Genomic DNA, 18,290 nt, shown 5'->3' on the forward strand with positions numbered 1-18,290 from the left:
GTTTTGCTCAAGCAACTGCTGCTTGAGGCACTCAGTCGCCAAGAGGAATCGGCCCAGGCTTATCAGACCCACATCGTCGACCTGAAAGAACAGATCAAGCTGTTGCGCGACCGTCTGTTCGGGCGTAGGTCCGAGCAAACCATCGAGCCCAACACCCCGCAATTGGCCTTGTTCAACGAGCCCGAAAGCGAACCCATGCCGTTGGTTGGCGACGCTGATGAAGAAGTTGTTGCCGCGACACCGCGCCGAGGCAAGCGCAAGCCACTGTCGGCTGATCTGCCGCGTATCGAAGTCATCCACGAACTACCCGAACACGAACTGACCTGTGCCTGCGGTTGCCGCAAGCATGTGATCAGCGAAGAAACCAGCGAGCAGCTGGATATCGTGCCGATGCAGATCCGCGTCATCAAACATATCCGCAAGATCTACGGTTGCCGTGGTTGTGAACGTGCACCGGTCACCGCCGACAAACCGGCGCAATTGATCGAAAAGAGCATGGCCAGCCCGAGTGTTCTTGCCATGCTGCTGACCACCAAGTACGTCGACGGCTTGCCGTTGCACCGGTTTGAAACGGTACTGAGCCGACATGGCATTGATATTCCTCGTCAGACGCTGGCGCGCTGGATCATCCAGTGCAGCGAACACTTTCAGCCGCTGCTGAATTTGATGCGTGACCGGCTGCTGGAAAGTGCGGTGATCCACTGCGATGAAACTCGCGTTCAGGTCCTCAAGGAACCGGGTCGAGACCCGACCAGCCAATCCTGGATGTGGGTACAAGCCAGCGGCCCACCCGATCGTAAAGTCGTGTTGTTTGACTACACGTCCAGTCGTGCGCAGGAGGTGCCGTTACGGCTGCTGGAAAGTTATCGCGGTTATGTCATGACCGATGATTACGCCGGCTATAACGCCTTGGCGTTGCAATCGGGTGTGGAGCGCCTGGCGTGCATGGCCCATGCGCGCCGCAAATTCGTGGACGCGCAGAAGGTTCAGCCCAAGGGCAAGACCGGGCGGGCCGATATTGCACTGACGATGATCAACAAGCTGTACGGGATCGAGCGTGAACTTAAGGAAGCCGACGATGAACAGCGGTTTATCGCTCGCCAGGAAAAGAGCCTGCCGATCTTGGGGCAGCTGAAAGTCTGGCTGGATAAAACCCAATCCCAGGTGACACCGCAAAGTGCATTAGGCAAGGCGGTGCATTATCTGGCGAATAACTGGAGCCGACTGGAGCGTTATGTCGAAGCGGGTTATTTACCCATCGACAACAACGCGGCCGAAAGAGCGATCAAGCCGTTTGTCATCGGACGCAAGGCCTGGTTATTCAGCGATACCGTCAACGGCGCCACTGCCAGCGCAAAGATCTACAGTCTGGTCGAGACCGCCAAGGTCAACGGCCAAGAGCCCTATACGTGGCTGCGCCACGTACTGGAGCGGTTGCCGCATGCCTCGTCGGTCGAAGAGTACGAAGCGTTACTGCCGTGGAACTGCTCGCCGCAGATGCCACGGTAGACCGTTGCCCCACCACTGGGTAGGTGGGGTTTATGGATCGCATACATTGGGCTCTGGAAGCTGGGGCTGTAGCGTTTCTGTATGGCATTGACGACAGCAAAATTGATCACATGGTCTACCCCAAGGATCTCGTCGAGTACGCGAGATCGCAAGCCAAAAAGCCTTAAATCTAAACTACGATATTCGTCACGGACATGACACTTGAAAATACGGCAGAAATATCTTACTGAATTACATTACGAAAACTTCCTGACAAACTACGAAGAAGAATTCGAATTCTGGAAGGACAAACTATTCACAGCAGACTCTCCTGAACAAGAGAAGTCTCTACGAGCCAGGAATTTTAAAAACCTCCACTTGGAGCACGTCTTTATGCTCTACACCGCTGGAGAGGACATACAAAGTCTGGTTCAGCCTCTGAAATTGCTGATTGCCAGTTATGAAGAACTCCAAAAATATCAGGCCACTTATGAACAGATACCTAACATCACTCCTCTGATTATTGATGACTGGCCAGATGAATATGAAGAATGCCTGCAAGTCATAAGTTTGTGCATCTTGTTGCACCGCACTGATTTGCTAAAACGTTTTGTCTTTTTAATCGACAGTGCAGGATATGCCGGCACGGACACTCTTTACGAAGACTTGCTGATCAAGGTTTTACCTGAGCGGGCGGATATCGATCAGTGGTATCACGATGTTTCCACGCCGCTGATACAGGCCATTTACGCTGAAGATAGGAATGAGGCTTCCAGTTTTCTAAGCAATTACTGCGAGAACTGGTATTCCGCCTTTGAGCAGGCGCCATGGCATGACACGCACCACGACGGCGAGGAAGGCAGTTACGTCGGATATTGGGCTTTCGAAGCGGGTGCCATTGCTTACTTATACGGCATCGATGACAGCAAAATAGACCACATGATCTACCCTAAGGATTTGGTCGAATATGCCAGAAACCATCAACTTTCTAATAAGCCAGGGGCGTTCGTTTAGATGCTGGCCTACCCTGTAGTCATGACAGGAAATTGGTTTACGCCGGCGTAAGCCGACTAAAGCAAGCGGAGGTGTAGAGACGTGAAAAAGAGACAAAAATTCTTCAGCGATACTCATTACAAGAACTTCCTGAGAGAGCACGACGAAGTTATAGATTTCTTGAAAACAAACACCTTTGAGTCAGACTCCCCTGAGGAAGAGGCAGCACTTCGCTCTCGGCATTTGCAAAAACTCGCGCTTGACCGGCTTTTGGCAGCTTATACTGCGGGCGAAGAGATCACTTCACTACCTCCCCTCTTAAGTGACTTGATTGACAAGTACGAGACCAGACAAGCAAAACTTGCGATATTCGAAAACACTCCTGCAATATCACCACTCGCGATTGATGACTGGCCCTACCTCTATGAAGAGTGCGTACAAGTTATAGGCTTCTGTGTATTACTGCAGCGTACCGACCTTCTTAAGCGCTTTGTAAAGCTAATGGACGATGCGGGCTATATCGGCGGTGATACTTTATTTGAAGACCTGCTAATTAAATTATTACCCGACAGAATAGATGTGGACCAATGGTTTCACGATATCTATACCCCTTTAGTTCAGGCCATCTACGCAGACAGCAAAGAGGAAGCATCCTCGCGCCTAGAGCAATACTGCTGCCAATGGTATTCAGCATTTGAACAAGCCCCATGGCACAACTTACATCTGCAGGGAGAAAATGGAAACTACGTCGGTTACTGGGCTATAGAGGCTGGAGCTATTGCATTTCTATACGGTATAGACGACAACAAAATCGATCACATGATCTACCCCAAGGATCTGGTCGAATACGCTCGCAACCTGCAACCACAATGACCTTTTCGAATGCCGCGCTACTCCCCCCTCAGCCTGCCCTCTTTCCACGGCAGGCTTTTTTGAGGGTGAACTCAAGCAGGCGCTTTCCAGTTCAACATTTGCTGCTGCGCGACCTGGAGCAAGTCATTGCCATCCTGCGTCAGCAGGTAAAGCGCATGGGTAATGTGTGGGATGTCCTGCACGTCGGCGTGCTTGAAGCACAGGCAATGCATGGTTTCGAGCAGGTCGGCGGCGGCGCGGATGCGCTGGACGGCGGCTTCGAGGATGTCTTTCGGGTTGGCTTGGGTGTCGATGAGCAGTGCCGGGGTTTCGGTGACGTTGCTGCTGAGGGGGAGATAGCGGTTTTGTAGCATTTTAATTATTGGCATTCTGAGTTACTCAACTGTATTAGAAGGTAACCGCCATAGCCGTGACCAAACGGTGGGAGGCGGCCGTGTACAGGCTTGGTCAACCGAGAACAGTTCAAACTCAGCTCGCCCGAAGGCGTCCTGCACACAGCCGCCACAGCAATGCACTTCACGGATCGTGAAATCCGAACGGTGCAAATGATGGCACATATGCAATGAACTTTTCTCAGGTGACCAAACCCGAACCACTGATTTTGCAGCGGCAACCGACAATAACTGTCCCGCTCCAGCCGCCGAAAGCAGACAAGGCACCAGCCTTTGTAGGAATTCGCCAAACGTTCCTGAGAAAACCGCCGCACTCCCTGACAGCCGGCGTTCAGCTCGGTTAACCATCTCTTAACGCCGTGGTCAAAAACTCTACTGAACTGCACGCCCTCAGCCGTTTTGGCTGTCGCCCAGTGCGGCAGGTTCGGGTGCATCACGCCGAACTCTAGAACCGCCACTCGGGAGTCCTTTCATGAACATTTGTCCTTTATTGCTCACTGCCGCCCTCGCCTGCACCGCGTTTGCCGGGCTGGCCCAGGCCAATGACACCTCTGCCACTTCCAAAGCCGTGCCGTATGAGTACGGCATGCCGCTGCATGTGGCCAAAGTGGTGTCGTTGACCGAGCCGCCAACGCATCTGTGCAAAGTGGTCACGGCCGATATGAAGTACATCGACAATGCCGGTAAGCCTGAGGAAATCAGCTACCGGAAATTGTCTGACGCATGCAACTTCCAGAACTGACAGAAACGTCTGATTTGCGGGTTTGCGGTAGGCGTGGGGAGTTTCGGCGGGTATGCTCGGAGCCCTCCCCACTGCCGCAAGGATTCGCCATGCAGTTGTCGTTTCGCACGTTGTCGGGCTTCACGTGTTCGTTGTGTTTTTTGCTGGCGCTGGCCTGGGGCGTTTTCCCGCAGAGCCTGCTGGCGATCTGGAGCATCGAGTACTCCGAAGGTGCCGGATTTGTCGCACGGCGCAGCGCGGTGCTGTTTGCAGCGTTGGGCGTGATGTTTTATCTGGTGCGCAAAGCGCCGGTGTCACTCGCGCGTAATGCCCTGAGCAACGGGTTTATCGTCGGTTGTTTTGGTTTGGCGGTGCTGGGTTTTGCGGAATGGCTGAACGGTCATGCCGGCCCCGGGATTTTGCTCGCGGTGCTGGTCGAGTTCGCGCTGGGCCTTGGTTTTTTGCAGGCCCGGCGCGTGACGGTCGAACTGGGTGAAACAGTGCGTTAAACGGCTTTTGATCGAGGACTGTAATGATGTGGCGTCGCTTGTTGCGCCAGATCCGAGCGCAATCCGGCAATGAGGTCGTTGATTGCGCGAGCGCCATTGAGGTGGCTGGCATCGATGCCGCTGACGAGCAGGTCGACCTGATCGGTCTGGTGATCGCCGAAGACCTTGACGGTCATCGACAACTCCGGCGACAGCGTGCATTGGCAACGTTTCGGCAGAAAACTGCTTTCAATGATATTGCGTAGTTCCAAGGCAGACAGAAACATGGTGAAACTCTCCTTAATAATGAAACCGCCAATCAACGCTTCACGCTGACCGTTTTTACTGCCCCCTGCACGGGTGGATCCCCGCTATTTCCCTGGGCGCGGCAAACGGTTGTACGGCGAAATGCCTCTTGGAGTGTAGGCGCCCGAAGCCGGTGCGCCGCACCAAACAGAGGCATAAAACGTGCCTTTCATCGGATCGTTTTGCCCCTATAAAAATCAAGCACTTGGCGACGAGGCCAGTATTTGGCCAGTTGCAAAATGCAAGAAAAGGCCTGCCAGGCCCTGCAAATTGCAACTCGGCGTCGGTTTGCATTCGACGCGCGTGAGGGTAAGAATGCCGCTCAACCACACTACACCCGCAAGGAGGCTCCCATGGTTTCTTTCCGCGCCTGCGCGACCACCGGCCTGATCATCGCCAGTCTGTCCACGTTTGTTCACGCCGCCAAACTGGAAGATGTGGCGCCGTATCCCAAGGCAGAAACCGGCTTCACCCGCCAGGTCATTCATCTGCCCAAGCAGGATCAGGAAGAGAACTTTCAGGTCGAAATCCTCGCGGGTAAAACCCTTGAAGTGGACTGCAATCGTCAACACCTGGGCGGCGTGCTTGCCGAGAAAAACCTCGAAGGCTGGGGCTACCCGTTCTATCGACTGGAAAAGGTCAGCGGTCCGATGAGCACGATGATGGCCTGCCCTGCCGGGATCCCGAAGAAACGCGCGTTCGTGCCCGTCGTCGGTGACGGCTTCCTGCTGCGTTACAACAGTAAACTGCCGGTCGTGGTTTATGCGCCCTCGGACGTCGAAGTGCGCTATCGCATCTGGTCGGCTTCGGACAAAGTCGGCACTGCCATTCAGGAATGACCTGAGCAAGGAGCGACATCTGTGATTACCTGCCACGTCAGATACGTGATCGATCCTTACCAATTGACGGAGTTCGAGGCCTACGCCAAGGCTTGGCTCGGCATTGTCGAGCGACTGGGCGGCACCCATCACGGCTACTTCCTGCCGTCAGAGGGTGCGAGCAATATCGCTTACTGCCTGTTCAGTTTTCCGTCGCTGGCGGATTACGAAAGCTACCGGCATATCACCCTGACTGATCCGCAAAGCAGCGCGCTGGTGCAATCACTGCTCGAGAAGAAGTTCATCGTCAGCTACGAGCGCAGCTTTCTGCGCCCCTTGCTGGCTTGAGCGCTTACGCCGGAACGCCGCATGCAGCGGCGCGCTCGGCGACGTGGCGCAGGCTGTCGAAGTTGATGTTGGCACCTGAGTCGATCGCCACGAAGGTCTGATCCCGCACACCGCTTCGCGCCACGTACTGTTTGATCCCGGCCACCGCCAATGCACCGGAAGGTTCGGTGATCGAGCGGGTATCGTCGTAGATATTCTTGATTGCCGCACAGAGGTCGTCGTTGCTGACCGTGAGCACCTCATCCACGCAAAAGCGGCACACCTCAAACCCATACTCACCGATCTGCGCCACGGCCACACCGTCGGCGAAAGTACCGACATTGGGCAATACAACCCGCTCTCCGGCGTGCATGGCCGCTTTCAGGCACGCTGAATGTTCGGACTCGACGCCAATAATGCGCACTTGCGGGCGCAGGTATTTGACGTAGGCGGCGATCCCGGCGATCAAACCACCACCGCCTACCGGGATGAAGATCACGTCCAGCGCGCCTTGATGCTGACGGAGAATTTCCATCGCTACGGTGCCTTGCCCGGCAATCACCTCCGGATCGTCGAAGGGCGAAACAAAGGTGCGCCCGGTCTGCTCGGCCAGTTGCAGCGCATGGTCCAGGGCAAACGGGAAGCTTTCGCCATGCAGCAGCGCTTCGGCGCCGCGACTTCGCACACCCAGCACTTTCAACTCCGGCGTTGTCGACGGCATGACGATGATTGCTGCGATCCCTAACTCCCGCGCCGCCAGCGCCACACCTTGGGCATGATTGCCGGCCGATGCGGTGATCACCCCGCGCGCCTTTTGTTCGTCGCTTAGCTGCACCAGTTTGTTGTAGGCGCCGCGGATCTTGAAGGAGAACGTCGGTTGCAGGTCTTCACGCTTGAGCAGGATGCGGTTGCCCAGTGCTTCAGACAACGCCGGCGCGGCCTGCAACGGCGTGCGTATGGCAATGTCGTAGACCGGCGCGGCAAGGATCTTTTTCACGTATTGCTCAAGCAAGGCTTGCTGGTCGGGGCTGTGCGGCATGGTCGTCTCCTGACGTTTTGATCAGAACCCCGGAGACAGAAAGTAAAAACCCGCCTCTAGGGCGGGTTGGGTGCTGCAGTCGTGAGCTAACCCGCCAAATGAGGAATGGCGGTAATAATGCTTGGCTGGCAGCGCAATACGATGGAAATCATGGCCTGAAAATTAGCCCGGACGTTGCTCACAAGTCAATGGTCAATTCTGCGTGGCAACGCTAGGCTGTCGATTGCACTCATCACTTCAAGGAACGAACGCATGATGTCTATCGCCCTGCCCCTCACCGCTTTGCTTGCGTTTACCGGTTATACGGTTTCGGTGATGCTTCAGGCTGAACAGTCGTTGATCGACTTCGGGATCAGCCTGATGTCGCGCCCCGATACCGCGCAGGTGGTGATTGATTTGTACCTGCTGGCGACACTGGCCGGCGTCTGGATGGTCAAGGATGCCAAGGCCCGTGGGCAGTCAGGTTGGTCGGTGGTGCCTTACTTGCTGTTGACGGCGGTTTTCGTGTCCGTTGGGCCTTTATTGTATTTGGTGGTTCGTGGGGTTCGGGAGCGGAAGAAAATTGACGAGGCGGCTCAACTGAGCTGAACCGGATGTGGTGTTGATGCTCAATCAGCGTTCGCGGGCAATTCCCAAAGGTTTCAGTGTCAATTGCGGTGTTATGCCCATCAAGGCCCGCCGTCGCGGTCAGCCATTCACTGACTTGCCGCTTGCGGCGCAGTGATGGCCCTGATCTTTCCTGGCAACTCTCCTGCGCCAAAGCTTCGGATCAACGGCAGATGCCCATAAGCATAGCGCCCGAATTCAGGCCTGCCTTGAACAGTCACTGACAAAGCAATGAATAAAATTTCGCTCTGTGGTGTTCAAAGTCAGACACAACCCTCAGTGGAGCCTTGCCCATGACTATCCGTTCCGTTATGTTCGCCGCCCCGTTGCTGCTGGCCGCAGCCCTGTCCAGCCATTTGGCGTTTGCCAATGGCGATGAGGGCGAGCCGGTCAAGAAGCCCGAATGCCCCAAAGGCCAGGTCCGGGACAGCAAAACGCAGAAGTGTGTGTTGCAAACCAGCAGCCTGTTGCCCGACGCCGATCGTACCGATTACGCCTATCGTCTCGCCAAGGACGGTCGCTACGAGGAAGCACTGGCGCTGCTCGACACCCTGCAACAACCGAACACCGCCAAGGCTCTGAACTATCGCGGTTACGCCACACGCAAACTGGGCCGTACCGATGAAGGTATTGGCTATTACCTGCAATCGGTGAAACTCGATCCGCACTACGCGCAAGTGCGCGAATACCTCGGCGAGGCCTATGTGATCAAAGGTCGCGTCGATCTGGCGCAGGAACAGTTGCAGCAGATCAAATCGATTTGCGGCACGTCTTGCGAGGAGTACCAGGACTTGGCTGAAGCCATCAACGATTCATCGAAAACCTGAGCATCAACTAGCGGAGGCGATCATCGTCAGCGATCAGGCATTCAGAACAGAACTCGGGCAGCACCTGGCGCGATTGTGGCGTTACGGTTTGTTGCTGTCGCGCAATCGGCATGTGGCCGAGGATCTCGTGCAGGCCACATGCGTGCGGGCGCTTGAGCGTTCTGCGCAGTACGTGACCGGCACGCGGATGGATCGCTGGCTGCTGAGCATTCTGCATTCGATCTGGCTTAACGACGTGCGCGCCCGACGTGTGCGTCAGGGTTCGGGTCAGGTCGATGCCGATGGGCGATTGGCGTTCGATGGCGAGTACGCAGCGCAGACTCACGTCATGGCGGCGCAGGTGATCCGCCGGGTCGATGCGTTGCCGGAAACCCAGCGCGAGACGGTGTATCTGGCCTACGTCGAAGGCCTGTCGTATCGCGAAGTCGCCGAGATTCTACAAGTGCCAATCGGCACGGTGATGAGCCGCCTGGCGACCGCACGCCTGAAACTCGCCGAATACCCGCCGTTGCAATCAGTGCCGAAAACCACCGAAGGAGACCGCTCGTGAACACACCTTCGGATGAGCAACTGGTGGCGTATCTGGACGATGAACTCGACCCGGATTATCGCCGCCAACTCGACCACGCCATCGCCGACGATCCGTTGCTCAACCTGCGCGTGCAGTGGCTGAGCCGCAGCAGCCTGCCGTTCAGGAATGCTTACGATGAACTGGCGCAACAGGCGCCACTGGATCGACTGCAAGCGCGGCTCGACGCCATTGCTTCGCCGCAAAAGCCAGGGCTGAGCCGACGCTGGTTTACCGGCGCGGCAGCCGCTGCACTGGTCGCCGGTGGCGTGCTGGCGGATCGTTTGTTTCTCGGCTGGCAGACGCAGCAAGCGCATAACTGGCGCGGTGTGGTCGGCGACTATATGGCGCTTTACGTGGTGCAGACGCTGGAGCACTTACCCACTGATGAGGCCTCACAACGCGCGCAGTTGCGCAGTATTGATGCAAGGCTTGGTCTGAGCCTTTCGCCAGCCGCGTTGAAACTGCCCGGCGCTGAACTCAAACGCGCACAAATGCTTGAGTACGACGGTGTACCGATTGCGCAGATCGTTTATCTGGATGCGGAACATGGGCCGCTGGCGCTGTGTGCCACGCGTTCGAACAGCGGCGCCCGGCCGCTGGCACATGAACGTCGACATGAGATGAACGTGGTGTTTTGGACCGAGCAAGAACATGCGTGGATGCTGATCGGCCGCGAAAGTAGCGCAGGACTGGAAGACAAAGCAAATTTGTTGAGAAGTCGTTTAGCGGTATGAGAAAAACCGCTTCTATGCTGGAAAGTCATCTTCCAAGGAGTATTTAACCGATGCCGATTTCGTCTCGCACTGCGTTACTGGTGATCGACGTTCAAAACGACTTCATCCCCGGCGGTCAATTGCCGGTGCCTGAAGGCGGCCGGATTGTACCGCTGATCAATCGCATTGCCGGCAGTTTCAAACAGGTCGTCATTGCCCAGGACTGGCACCCGAAGGGTCATGTCTCGTTCGCCTCCAGCCATCCTGGCCATCAACCCTTCGAGGTCATTGAACTGCCTTACGGTGAGCAGACACTGTGGCCCGACCATTGTGTGCAAGCCACACCCGGTGCCGACTTCCACCCGGAACTGGACCTGCCCCACGCCCAATTGATCATCCGCAAGGGCTGCAATCCGGACATCGACAGTTATTCAGCGTTTCTCGAGGCAGACCGGCGCACCACCACGGGTTTGTCCGGTTATCTGAAAGAGCGCGGTATCGATACGGTGTACATGGTGGGCCTGGCGCTGGATTTTTGCGTGATGTTCTCGGCACTGGATGCGCGGGCGGCGGGGTTCAATACTTTTGTGGTGCTGGATGCCTGCCGGGCGATTGATCTGGATGGATCACTGGCGTCGGCGATGGATCGCATGAAAGGCGCCGGCGTCGGGTTGATTCAATCGACCGACCTGTTATGAACGGTAGGAGCTGCAGCACGCAGCGCCTACAGGCATTCGATGATCAGGCGTTGGTGGGTAGCCACAGGCGGAATCGCGCCCCACCCAACGGCGAAGTCTGGACGGTCAATGTGCCGCCCTGCGCTTCCAGTGCGCGGCGACTGATCGCCAGCCCAAGGCCGAAGCCACCTGTGGCCCGATCTCGGCTGCGATCGAGCCGATAGAACGGTTCGAAAACCCGCTCACGCTCATCGTCGGGAATACCGATGCCGTCGTCATCCACCCAGATCTCACAACCGGCAGCGCTAACCTGCACGCCGATCTGAATACGCTTTTCGCAATAACGCATGGCGTTGCGCAGCAGATTCTGAATGGCCCTTGCGGTCAATCGAGGATCGAGCGAAAAACGCTCCAACTGGCCGTGCAGCAACACATCGATGACGATATCCGGCGACTCCAGTTCTTCGTCGACGCTGCCCAAAATGCTGTCGATGAACTCATCCAGCGATACCTCGACCTGCTCGGGCAACTGCGCCGGGTTTTGCAGCCGACTGTAAGACAGCAACTCCAACACCAGCTCGTCCAGCTCACGAATGTGCGCAACCAATCCCTGCAAACGCTCGCGGCTCGTGGCTGGCAATTCGTCGGACAGCGCCAGCGCCAGGCCGAAATCCAGGCGCGTCAACGGCGTGCGTAATTCGTGGGAGACCGCATTGAGCAAATCGCGCTGCTGGTTGAGCAGGTTCTCGATGTCGCCGGCCATGGTGTCGAACACATTGGCCAAGCTGCCGATGTTCGAACTCGGGGCGATTTTTGTGCGTTCACTCAAATGGCCTTTACCAAAACGCTCAGCGGTACCTTTGAGGCGCTCCAGATCACGCCAGTGAGGGCGCAACCACATCAACAGGCAGGCGAGCAGCGTCGCGCCGACCAATACGTTGATGCTCCAATACAACAGATTGACGTCCAGTGGGTCCGGGGGCACGACCATTTGCACCACAGAGGTGTCGTCAAGCGGCGTGACGGCAAGCGTACGCCAGCCCCAGTCGCCGATGCGGACCACGTTCTCGCCGCGCTGCAATCGCTCTCGCTCAATGGCGGTGAAGTCGGCATCGTCGATGCGCGCCAGTACGATGTGCAGCGGCTGGAAATCTTTGTCCATGGATGCCGCCACAGCGGGCCATTGTTCCTTGGGCACCGCATGAAACTGTTTGGTGATCAGCGTTTGCAAACCACGGGAAAAATCAAGGTTATAGGTGACGAAGCGCTCCCTGAAAGCCATGACCACCAGGTCCGGCACCAGATAGATCGCTGCGCTGTACGAGACAATCGTCACCAGATAGAGACGAAACAGGATGCGAAACATCAGCTCAACATTCCCATTCAGAGCGACTGAACAAGTAACCCTTGCCCCACACGGTCTTGATCTTGCGGGCCTCACCGGCATGGTCATCGAACTTGCGTCGCAACTTGGAAATCGCCACGTCCACGGAGCGGTCAGTGCCGTTGAACTCTATGCCGCGCAGACGTTGCAGAATCTGGTCGCGGCTGAGCACTTCGCCGGCGTGTCGCGCCAGCACCACCAGCAAGTTGTACTCGCCGCTGGACAACTCGACGGGCTGCTCGCGCCAGGTCACGGTGCGTTCGGACAGGTCGATGCACAGGTTACCCATGAGGATGCGATCGTTGGCCGTCAACGGCTCGCCAAGGCTGCTGCGGCGCAATAACGTGCGCACCCGAGCCAACAGCACCCGTGGTTCACAGGGTTTGGTGACGTAATCGTCGGCGCCCATTTCCAGGCCCAGCACCTGATCGTGGCTGTCGTCGCGTGCGGTAAGCATCAGGATCGGTAGCGTCGCCGAGTCGGCGCGCAGCAAACGACAGACTTGCAAGCCGTCGAGCCCTGGCAGCATCAGATCGAGGATCACCAGATCCGGCGGATTGACCCGCGCCCGCTCGCGCACATGGTCGCCACGGCCAATGACGCTGACGGAATAACCGTTGCGCTCAAGGTAGCTGGAAATCAGTTCGGCGAGGGCGGTGTCGTCTTCGACCAGGAGGATGTTGGGCATGGGGTGTTCCAGAAAGTGCTGTGGCGACCGGGTGGGCCTCATCGCGAGTTTGCTCGCGAAAGCGGTTTATCTGTCGCAATAAATTTCAAGGCCTGAAGGATATACGCCCTCGCCCATTCCTGAGTAAAACCCTTACACAATTTCACACAGCGCCTACAAAGCTTCACCGCTACTCTCGGCAACTGCCCGTAGGATGCGGGCATCAATATTGGGGGTGGTAAATGTCGAACAAACTGCTGGCCGGTCTCGGCCTGATCGCGATAGCACTGACGCTGAGCGCCTGTGATTCTTCCTCGAACGCCGAAGAACAATCCCCGCCAGCCACCGTGCGCATCGAGACCATCGAAGCCCACCCCCTGTCGATCAGCAGCGAACTCAGCGGTCGAATCGCCGCGCCGCGTATTGCCGAGGTGCGCGCCCGGGTCGCCGGCGTGGTATTGCAACGCACCTACCGCGAAGGCAGCGACGTGAAAAAGGGCGACGTGCTGTTCCGCATCGATCCGGCACCGTTCAAGGCGGATCTGGACAGCGCTCAAGCCTCATTGCGCAAAGCGGAAGCCAATGCATTCCAAGCCAAACTGCAGGAGCAGCGCTACGCCCAGTTGATCGACGACAACGCCATCAGCGCTCAGGACTACGACAACGCCCGCGCCAACACCCGGCAAACGGCCGCCGATGTCGCCGCCAACAAGGCCGCGGTGGAGCGCGCGAAGCTGAACCTCGGCTACGCCACCGTCACCGCGCCGATTTCCGGACGTATCGGCCGCGCGCTGGTCACCGAAGGCGCGCTGGTCGGGCAGAACGAGACCACCCCCTTGGCGCTGATCCAGCAACTCAACCCGATCTACGCCGACCTCACCCAGTCGACCCGCGAGCTCAATGAATTGCGCCGCGCGTTCCGCTCCGGGCAATTACAGGAAGTCGGCCAAGACGAGGTCAAGGCCACGCTGATTCAGGATGACGGCAGTCTGTATCCATTGCCGGGGAAACTCTTGTTCAGCGACATCACCGTTGATCCGGGCACCGGCCAGATCATCCTGCGCAGCGAATTCCCCAATCCCGACCTCGACCTGTTGCCTGGCAGCTTCATTCGCGTGCGTCTGGAACAGGCAACCATCGCGAACGGCATCACCGTACCGCAACGCGCCGTGCAGCGTGACAGCGCCGGCATTGCTCAGGTGCTGACCGTCGATGAGCAGATGCGCGTCGCTGAGCAACCAGTGCAACTGGGCGCGGTGCAGAACAATCGCTGGATCGTCACCGGCGGCCTCAAGCCCGGCGACCGCATCGTCATCGAAGGCCTGCAACACGCCCGCCCCGGCGAGAAAGTACAGATCGACGACACCCCTCTTCCACTTGCCCAGACCTCTGGTCAGTAAGCAGGACGCTTCTATATGCCGCAGTTCTTTATCGATCGCCCGGTGTTTGCCTGGGTGGTTGCACTGTTCATCCTGTTGGCCGGCGCACTGGCCATCCCGCAGTTGCCGGTGGCGCAGTACCCCGACGTCGCCCCGCCACAAATCGAAATCTATGCCGTGTACCCCGGCGCGTCAGCGCAAACCGTCGATGAAAGCGTGGTCAGCCTGATCGAGGAAGAACTCAACGGCGCCGACCACCTGCTTTACTTTGAATCGCAAAGCAGCCTCGGTAGCGCGACGATCAAGGCCACGTTCCAACCGGGAACCAACCCGGAACTGGCGCAGGTCGACGTGCAAAACCGCCTCAAAGTCGTCGAATCGCGTCTGCCCCAAGCGGTAAACCAGCAAGGTTTGCAGGTGGAGAAAGTGTCCTCCGGCTTCCTGTTGCTGATCAGCCTGACGTCCAGCGACGGCAAGCTTGATGACGTCGCGCTGAGCGATTTTCTGGCGCGCAACGTGATGAACGAGATCAAGCGCCTGGACGGCGTCGGCAAGGCTCAGCTGTATGGTGCCGAGCGGGCCATGCGTATCTGGATCGATCCGCAGAAACTCATCGGTTTCAATCTGACCCCGGCCGACGTCAACGCTGCCATCGTTGCGCAGAACGCCCAGGTGTCGGCAGGCAGCATCGGCGATCTGCCGAACCCTTCCAGCCAGGAAATCACCGCAACGATTCTGGTCAAAGGTCAGTTGTCGACGCCTGAAGAATTCGCCGACATCGTGCTCAAGGCCAACCCCGACGGCTCCACCGTGCGCATCGCTGACGTCGCGCGGGTCGAGATCGGCAGTCAGGAATACCAGTTCGGTACGCGTCTCAACGGCAAGCCGTCCACGGCGGTGGGTGTGCAGTTGTCGCCGGGGGCCAACGCGCTGAGCACCGCGACCCTGGTGCGGGCGAAGATGGATGAGCTGTCGCGCTACTTCCCGGCCGGTGTGGAATACAAGATTCCGTACGACACCTCGCCGTTCGTCAAAGTCTCGATCACCAAAGTGATTTACACCTTGGGCGAAGCGATGCTGTTGGTGTTTGCGGTGATGTTCCTGTTCCTGCAGAACGTGCGCTACACGCTGATCCCGACACTGGTAGTGCCAGTGGCGCTGATGGGGACTTTCGCGACCATGCTGGCGCTGGGCTTCTCGATCAACGTGCTGACAATGTTCGGCATGGTCTTGGCCATCGGTATTCTGGTGGACGACGCCATCGTCGTGGTGGAGAACGTCGAGCGGATCATGGCCACCGAAGGCCTGTCGCCCAAGGAAGCCACACGCAAGGCGATGACGCAGATCACCGGCGCGATCATCGGCATCACGCTGGTGCTGGTCGCGGTGTTTATTCCGATGGCGTTCATGCAAGGCTCGGTCGGGGTGATTTACCAGCAGTTCTCGCTGTCGATGGCGACGTCGATTCTGTTCTCGGCGTTCCTCGCCCTGACCTTGACCCCGGCATTGTGCGCGACGCTGCTCAAGCCGATTGCCAAGGGTGAGCATCACGAGAAGTCCGGGTTTTTCGGCTGGTTCAACCGCCGCTTCGAGCGCCTGACTGATCGCTATCAGGGCTGGGTCGGCTATGCGTTGAAACGCAGCGGCCGTTACCTGCTGATCTACGCTGTGCTGCTGGTTGGACTGGGCCTGTGCTTTGCGCGTCTGCCCTCCTCGTTCCTGCCGGTGGAAGATCAGGGCTACACCATCACGGATATTCAACTGCCGCCCGGTGCGACCAAGAATCGTACGGTGGCCGTGGCTGAACAGCTTGAGGCACATAACGCCGGCGAGCCAGGGATCAGTGACACGGTGGTGATTCTCGGTTTCAGCTTCTCCGGTAGCGGCCAGAACGCAGCCTTGGCGTTCTCGACGCTGAAGGACTGGTCGCAGCGCAGCAGTGATGATGCCGCCAGCTCGATTGCCGATCGCGCCAATATCGCACTGACTGAAATCAAGGACGCCATGGCGTTCTCGGTGCTGCCACCGCCCGTGGATGGCCTCGGCACGTCCAGCGGTTTCGAGTTCCGTTTGCAGGATCGCGGCGGCCTCGGCCATGCGACCTTGATGCAAGCGCGCACCGAACTGCTCGCCGCCGCCGAGAAAAGCCCGGTACTGATGAACGTGCGAGAAAGCGCGCTGGCCGAAGCGCCGCAGGTGCAGTTGGTGGTCGACCGCAAGCAGGCCAATGCCCTTGGCGTATCGTTCGCCGATATCGGCAACGTGCTGTCGACTGCCGTCGGCTCCAGCTACATCAACGATTTCCCCAATCAGGGGCGCATGCAGCGTGTTGTCGTGCAAGCCGAAGGCGATCAACGCAGCCAGGTGGCCGATCTGCTGAAAATGCACGTACGCAACAACACCGGACACATGGTGCCGCTGTCAGCGTTCGTGCAGGCCAACTGGATTCAAGGCCCGGCGCAGTTGACTCGTTACAACGGCTATCCGGCGATTGCGATTTCCGGCGAACCGTCGCCGGGACACAGCACCGGTGAGGCCATGGCGGAGATTGAACGTCTGGTGGCGCAGGGGCCGAAAGGTCTGGGTCAGGAATGGACCGGGTTGTCGTTGCAGGAACGCTTGTCCGGCAATCAGGCGCCGATTCTGCTCGGTCTGTCGCTGCTGGTAGTGTTCCTGTGCCTGGCGGCGCTGTACGAGAGCTGGTCGATTCCGACTTCGGTGTTGCTGGTGGTGCCGCTGGGCGTGCTCGGCGCGGTGCTGGCGGTGACCTTGCGCGGCATGCCCAATGATGTGTTCTTCAAGGTTGGTCTGATTACCATCATCGGTCTGTCGGCGAAGAACGCGATCCTGATCATCGAATTTGCCAAGAGCTTGTACGACGAAGGTCACGATCTGATTGATGCGACGTTGCAGGCTGCTCGCTTGCGCTTGCGGCCGATCGTGATGACTTCGCTGGCATTCATTCTCGGCGTGGTGCCGCTCGCGATTGCCACTGGCGCAAGCTCGGCGAGCCAACAGGCGATCGGTACTGGTGTGATCGGTGGGATGATCACCGCCACGCTCGCAGTAATTTTCGTACCTGTCTTCTTCGTCGTCGTCATGAAGCTCGTACAACGATTCACCAAACCCCACTGATAGCAGGCTCGCGCCCATAGGAATTTTGCAAACATCCAACGTTGTGGTCACAACTGTCATCGCTGGGCTAAGGTGTCTGAACCACCCGGGCCCATCGAGTCCTCATGCGCTTCCTCGCCCGCACCCACCCTCGCCTGTCCGCCGCCGCCCTCCTCGGCCTCGCCAGCGGTTTGCTGGTCCCCGCCGATTCCATCGTCAGCAAAATCCTCATCGGCTGGAACGCCGGTGTCTGGACTTACCTGATCCTGATGTTCTGGCTGACCGTGCGCGCCAAGGCCCCGGACGTCAAACGCATTGCTGAAGTCGAAGACGAAAATGCCGGGCTGGTACTGTTTGTGGTGTGCATCGCCGCGCTGGCCAGTCTGGCGACCATCACCTTCGAACTGGCGGGCAGCAAGGATCTGGAAACCACGCGCAAACTCATGCATTACGGTTTTACCGCGCTGACGGTGATCGGTTCATGGCTGCTGATCGGGGTGATTTTCTGCGTGCACTACGCGAGGTTGTTTTACACCTGGGATGGAAAGGAGCCGGCACTGCGATTCTCCGAAGGACTTACTACCCCCAATTATTGGGACTTTCTGTACTTCTCGTTCACCATCGGGGTGGCTGTGCAAACGTCGGATGTGGGTGTTGCGACGCGGGAAATTCGAAAAATCGTGCTGGCGCAGTCGTTGATCGGTTTTGTGTTCAATACGGCGATCCTCGGGTTCTCGATCAACATTGCAGCAGGGTTGTTCGGCTGAAAAACACGGCAGGTTCCTGCCGTTCAAAGATCACAAAAAAGCACGCCTGTAAACTGTCAACACTGACAGTTTACAGGCGTGCTGTATTCAGGCTTCCATACAACATCCAGAAGTAGGACGGGTCAGTCTTTGGATGTCCC

General features: G+C 57.7%; 19 protein-coding genes and 2 pseudogenes. 16 read left to right on the plus strand and 5 right to left on the minus strand.

Features of this window, described 5'->3' with window-relative positions; all coding sequences use genetic code 11:
* The 4 genes and pseudogenes from tnpC to AACY18_RS25760 form a co-directional block, all read left to right on the plus strand.
* Window positions 1-1,509, plus strand: a 1,509-nt coding sequence (tnpC, locus tag AACY18_RS25745; RefSeq protein WP_339466497.1) for an IS66 family transposase, incomplete at its 5' end; no start/stop codon positions are given.
* 44 nt (window positions 1,510-1,553) lie between these two features.
* Window positions 1,554-1,676 (plus strand): annotated as a pseudogene (locus AACY18_RS25750) (PoNe immunity protein domain-containing protein); the annotation flags it as partial.
* Window positions 1,677-1,710: 34 nt separating this feature from the next.
* Window positions 1,711-2,502, plus strand: a complete 792-nt coding sequence (locus tag AACY18_RS25755; protein WP_339466501.1) for a PoNe immunity protein domain-containing protein — start codon at window positions 1,711-1,713, stop codon at window positions 2,500-2,502.
* A gap of 81 nt (window positions 2,503-2,583) precedes the next feature.
* The gene (locus AACY18_RS25760; protein WP_339466503.1) at window positions 2,584-3,354 is read left to right on the plus strand and encodes a PoNe immunity protein domain-containing protein; all 771 of its coding nucleotides are present in this window, start codon (window positions 2,584-2,586) and stop codon (window positions 3,352-3,354) included.
* Window positions 3,355-3,425: 71 nt separating this feature from the next.
* Here the strand turns inward: AACY18_RS25760 and AACY18_RS25765 are convergent, their stop codons facing one another.
* Complete coding sequence (locus AACY18_RS25765) at window positions 3,426-3,722, minus strand: hypothetical protein (protein ID WP_339466505.1); 297 nt, start codon at window positions 3,720-3,722, stop codon at window positions 3,426-3,428.
* A gap of 496 nt (window positions 3,723-4,218) precedes the next feature.
* Here AACY18_RS25765 and AACY18_RS25770 point away from each other — a divergent pair, with 496 nt between their 5' ends.
* The gene (locus tag AACY18_RS25770; protein ID WP_339466506.1) at window positions 4,219-4,488 is read left to right on the plus strand and encodes a DUF2790 domain-containing protein; all 270 of its coding nucleotides are present in this window, start codon (window positions 4,219-4,221) and stop codon (window positions 4,486-4,488) included.
* An 89-nt stretch (window positions 4,489-4,577) separates the two neighbouring features.
* The gene (locus tag AACY18_RS25775; protein ID WP_339466507.1) at window positions 4,578-4,976 is read left to right on the plus strand and encodes a hypothetical protein; all 399 of its coding nucleotides are present in this window, start codon (window positions 4,578-4,580) and stop codon (window positions 4,974-4,976) included.
* On the opposite strand, the gene AACY18_RS25780 is transcribed toward AACY18_RS25775, so the two are convergent.
* Window positions 4,973-5,242 (minus strand): DUF1652 domain-containing protein, encoded by a 270-nt coding sequence (locus AACY18_RS25780; RefSeq protein ID WP_339466510.1) that lies wholly within the window; start codon window positions 5,240-5,242, stop codon window positions 4,973-4,975. The genes AACY18_RS25775 and AACY18_RS25780 overlap by 4 nt on opposite strands.
* A gap of 372 nt (window positions 5,243-5,614) precedes the next feature.
* Here AACY18_RS25780 and eco point away from each other — a divergent pair, with 372 nt between their 5' ends.
* The gene (eco, locus tag AACY18_RS25785) at window positions 5,615-6,100 is read left to right on the plus strand and encodes a serine protease inhibitor ecotin (RefSeq protein ID WP_339466512.1); all 486 of its coding nucleotides are present in this window, start codon (window positions 5,615-5,617) and stop codon (window positions 6,098-6,100) included.
* 21 nt (window positions 6,101-6,121) lie between these two features.
* Window positions 6,122-6,427, plus strand: coding sequence for an NIPSNAP family protein (locus AACY18_RS25790; protein ID WP_339466513.1), 306 nt, complete (start codon window positions 6,122-6,124; stop codon window positions 6,425-6,427).
* Between the two features lie 28 nt (window positions 6,428-6,455).
* On the opposite strand, the pseudogene ilvA reads toward AACY18_RS25790, so the two are convergent.
* Window positions 6,456-7,445: pseudogene (gene ilvA / locus AACY18_RS25795) on the minus strand (threonine ammonia-lyase, biosynthetic); the annotation flags it as partial.
* 252 nt (window positions 7,446-7,697) lie between these two features.
* Between ilvA and AACY18_RS25800 the strand changes: the two are divergent.
* The 5 genes from AACY18_RS25800 to pncA all read left to right on the plus strand — a co-directional run bounded on the left by AACY18_RS25800 (window position 7,698) and on the right by pncA (window position 10,860).
* Window positions 7,698-8,033 carry a DUF2834 domain-containing protein gene (locus AACY18_RS25800; protein WP_339466514.1) on the plus strand — a complete coding sequence of 112 codons (336 nt, stop codon included), beginning with the start codon at window positions 7,698-7,700 and terminating at the stop codon, window positions 8,031-8,033.
* A 311-nt stretch (window positions 8,034-8,344) separates the two neighbouring features.
* Window positions 8,345-8,878 carry a tetratricopeptide repeat protein gene (locus tag AACY18_RS25805; protein ID WP_339466515.1) on the plus strand — a complete coding sequence of 178 codons (534 nt, stop codon included), beginning with the start codon at window positions 8,345-8,347 and terminating at the stop codon, window positions 8,876-8,878.
* Window positions 8,879-8,897: 19 nt separating this feature from the next.
* The gene (locus AACY18_RS25810; protein ID WP_401161038.1) at window positions 8,898-9,428 is read left to right on the plus strand and encodes an RNA polymerase sigma factor; all 531 of its coding nucleotides are present in this window, start codon (window positions 8,898-8,900) and stop codon (window positions 9,426-9,428) included.
* Window positions 9,425-10,183 (plus strand): transcriptional regulator, encoded by a 759-nt coding sequence (locus AACY18_RS25815; protein WP_339466516.1) that lies wholly within the window; start codon window positions 9,425-9,427, stop codon window positions 10,181-10,183. Before AACY18_RS25810 ends, AACY18_RS25815 begins: the two co-directional genes overlap by 4 nt.
* Before the next feature lie 50 nt (window positions 10,184-10,233).
* On the plus strand, window positions 10,234-10,860 hold the full coding sequence (gene pncA / locus AACY18_RS25820; protein ID WP_339466517.1) for a bifunctional nicotinamidase/pyrazinamidase: 627 nt from the start codon (window positions 10,234-10,236) through the stop codon (window positions 10,858-10,860).
* A 43-nt stretch (window positions 10,861-10,903) separates the two neighbouring features.
* Here pncA and AACY18_RS25825 read toward each other — a convergent pair whose 3' ends face one another.
* Both AACY18_RS25825 and AACY18_RS25830 read right to left on the minus strand, forming a co-directional pair.
* The gene (locus AACY18_RS25825) at window positions 10,904-12,205 is read right to left on the minus strand and encodes an ATP-binding protein (protein ID WP_339466518.1); all 1,302 of its coding nucleotides are present in this window, start codon (window positions 12,203-12,205) and stop codon (window positions 10,904-10,906) included.
* Between the two features lie 4 nt (window positions 12,206-12,209).
* Window positions 12,210-12,911, minus strand: coding sequence for a response regulator transcription factor (locus AACY18_RS25830; protein ID WP_122607702.1), 702 nt, complete (start codon window positions 12,909-12,911; stop codon window positions 12,210-12,212).
* Between the two features lie 221 nt (window positions 12,912-13,132).
* Between AACY18_RS25830 and AACY18_RS25835 the strand changes: the two genes are divergently transcribed.
* The 3 genes from AACY18_RS25835 to AACY18_RS25845 all read left to right on the plus strand — a co-directional run bounded on the left by AACY18_RS25835 (window position 13,133) and on the right by AACY18_RS25845 (window position 18,150).
* Window positions 13,133-14,290 (plus strand): efflux RND transporter periplasmic adaptor subunit, encoded by a 1,158-nt coding sequence (locus AACY18_RS25835; RefSeq protein WP_339466520.1) that lies wholly within the window; start codon window positions 13,133-13,135, stop codon window positions 14,288-14,290.
* Between the two features lie 15 nt (window positions 14,291-14,305).
* On the plus strand, window positions 14,306-17,404 hold the full coding sequence (locus AACY18_RS25840) for an efflux RND transporter permease subunit (RefSeq protein WP_339466521.1): 3,099 nt from the start codon (window positions 14,306-14,308) through the stop codon (window positions 17,402-17,404).
* A 104-nt stretch (window positions 17,405-17,508) separates the two neighbouring features.
* On the plus strand, window positions 17,509-18,150 hold the full coding sequence (locus AACY18_RS25845; protein WP_339466523.1) for a DUF1345 domain-containing protein: 642 nt from the start codon (window positions 17,509-17,511) through the stop codon (window positions 18,148-18,150).
* Window positions 18,151-18,290 lie beyond the last annotated feature (140 nt).

The sequence above is a fragment of the Pseudomonas sp. EA_65y_Pfl2_P74 genome, assembly GCF_963970575.1.
Lineage (GTDB): Bacteria > Pseudomonadota > Gammaproteobacteria > Pseudomonadales > Pseudomonadaceae > Aquipseudomonas > Aquipseudomonas baetica_A.

Coding starts and splice junctions, on each gene's coding strand:
- AACY18_RS25765 (WP_339466505.1), bottom strand. CDS start 3,722: ATGCCAATAATTAAAATGCTACAAAACCGCTATCTCCCCCTCAGCAGC.
- AACY18_RS25840 (WP_339466521.1), top strand. CDS start 14,306: ATGCCGCAGTTCTTTATCGATCGCCCGGTGTTTGCCTGGGTGGTTGCA.
- AACY18_RS25830 (WP_122607702.1), bottom strand. CDS start 12,911: ATGCCCAACATCCTCCTGGTCGAAGACGACACCGCCCTCGCCGAACTG.
- AACY18_RS25845 (WP_339466523.1), top strand. CDS start 17,509: ATGCGCTTCCTCGCCCGCACCCACCCTCGCCTGTCCGCCGCCGCCCTC.
- AACY18_RS25770 (WP_339466506.1), top strand. CDS start 4,219: ATGAACATTTGTCCTTTATTGCTCACTGCCGCCCTCGCCTGCACCGCG.
- AACY18_RS25780 (WP_339466510.1), bottom strand. CDS start 5,242: ATGTTTCTGTCTGCCTTGGAACTACGCAATATCATTGAAAGCAGTTTT.
- pncA (WP_339466517.1), top strand. CDS start 10,234: ATGCCGATTTCGTCTCGCACTGCGTTACTGGTGATCGACGTTCAAAAC.
- AACY18_RS25800 (WP_339466514.1), top strand. CDS start 7,698: ATGATGTCTATCGCCCTGCCCCTCACCGCTTTGCTTGCGTTTACCGGT.
- AACY18_RS25775 (WP_339466507.1), top strand. CDS start 4,578: ATGCAGTTGTCGTTTCGCACGTTGTCGGGCTTCACGTGTTCGTTGTGT.
- eco (WP_339466512.1), top strand. CDS start 5,615: ATGGTTTCTTTCCGCGCCTGCGCGACCACCGGCCTGATCATCGCCAGT.
- AACY18_RS25835 (WP_339466520.1), top strand. CDS start 13,133: ATGTCGAACAAACTGCTGGCCGGTCTCGGCCTGATCGCGATAGCACTG.
- AACY18_RS25805 (WP_339466515.1), top strand. CDS start 8,345: ATGACTATCCGTTCCGTTATGTTCGCCGCCCCGTTGCTGCTGGCCGCA.
- AACY18_RS25825 (WP_339466518.1), bottom strand. CDS start 12,205: ATGTTTCGCATCCTGTTTCGTCTCTATCTGGTGACGATTGTCTCGTAC.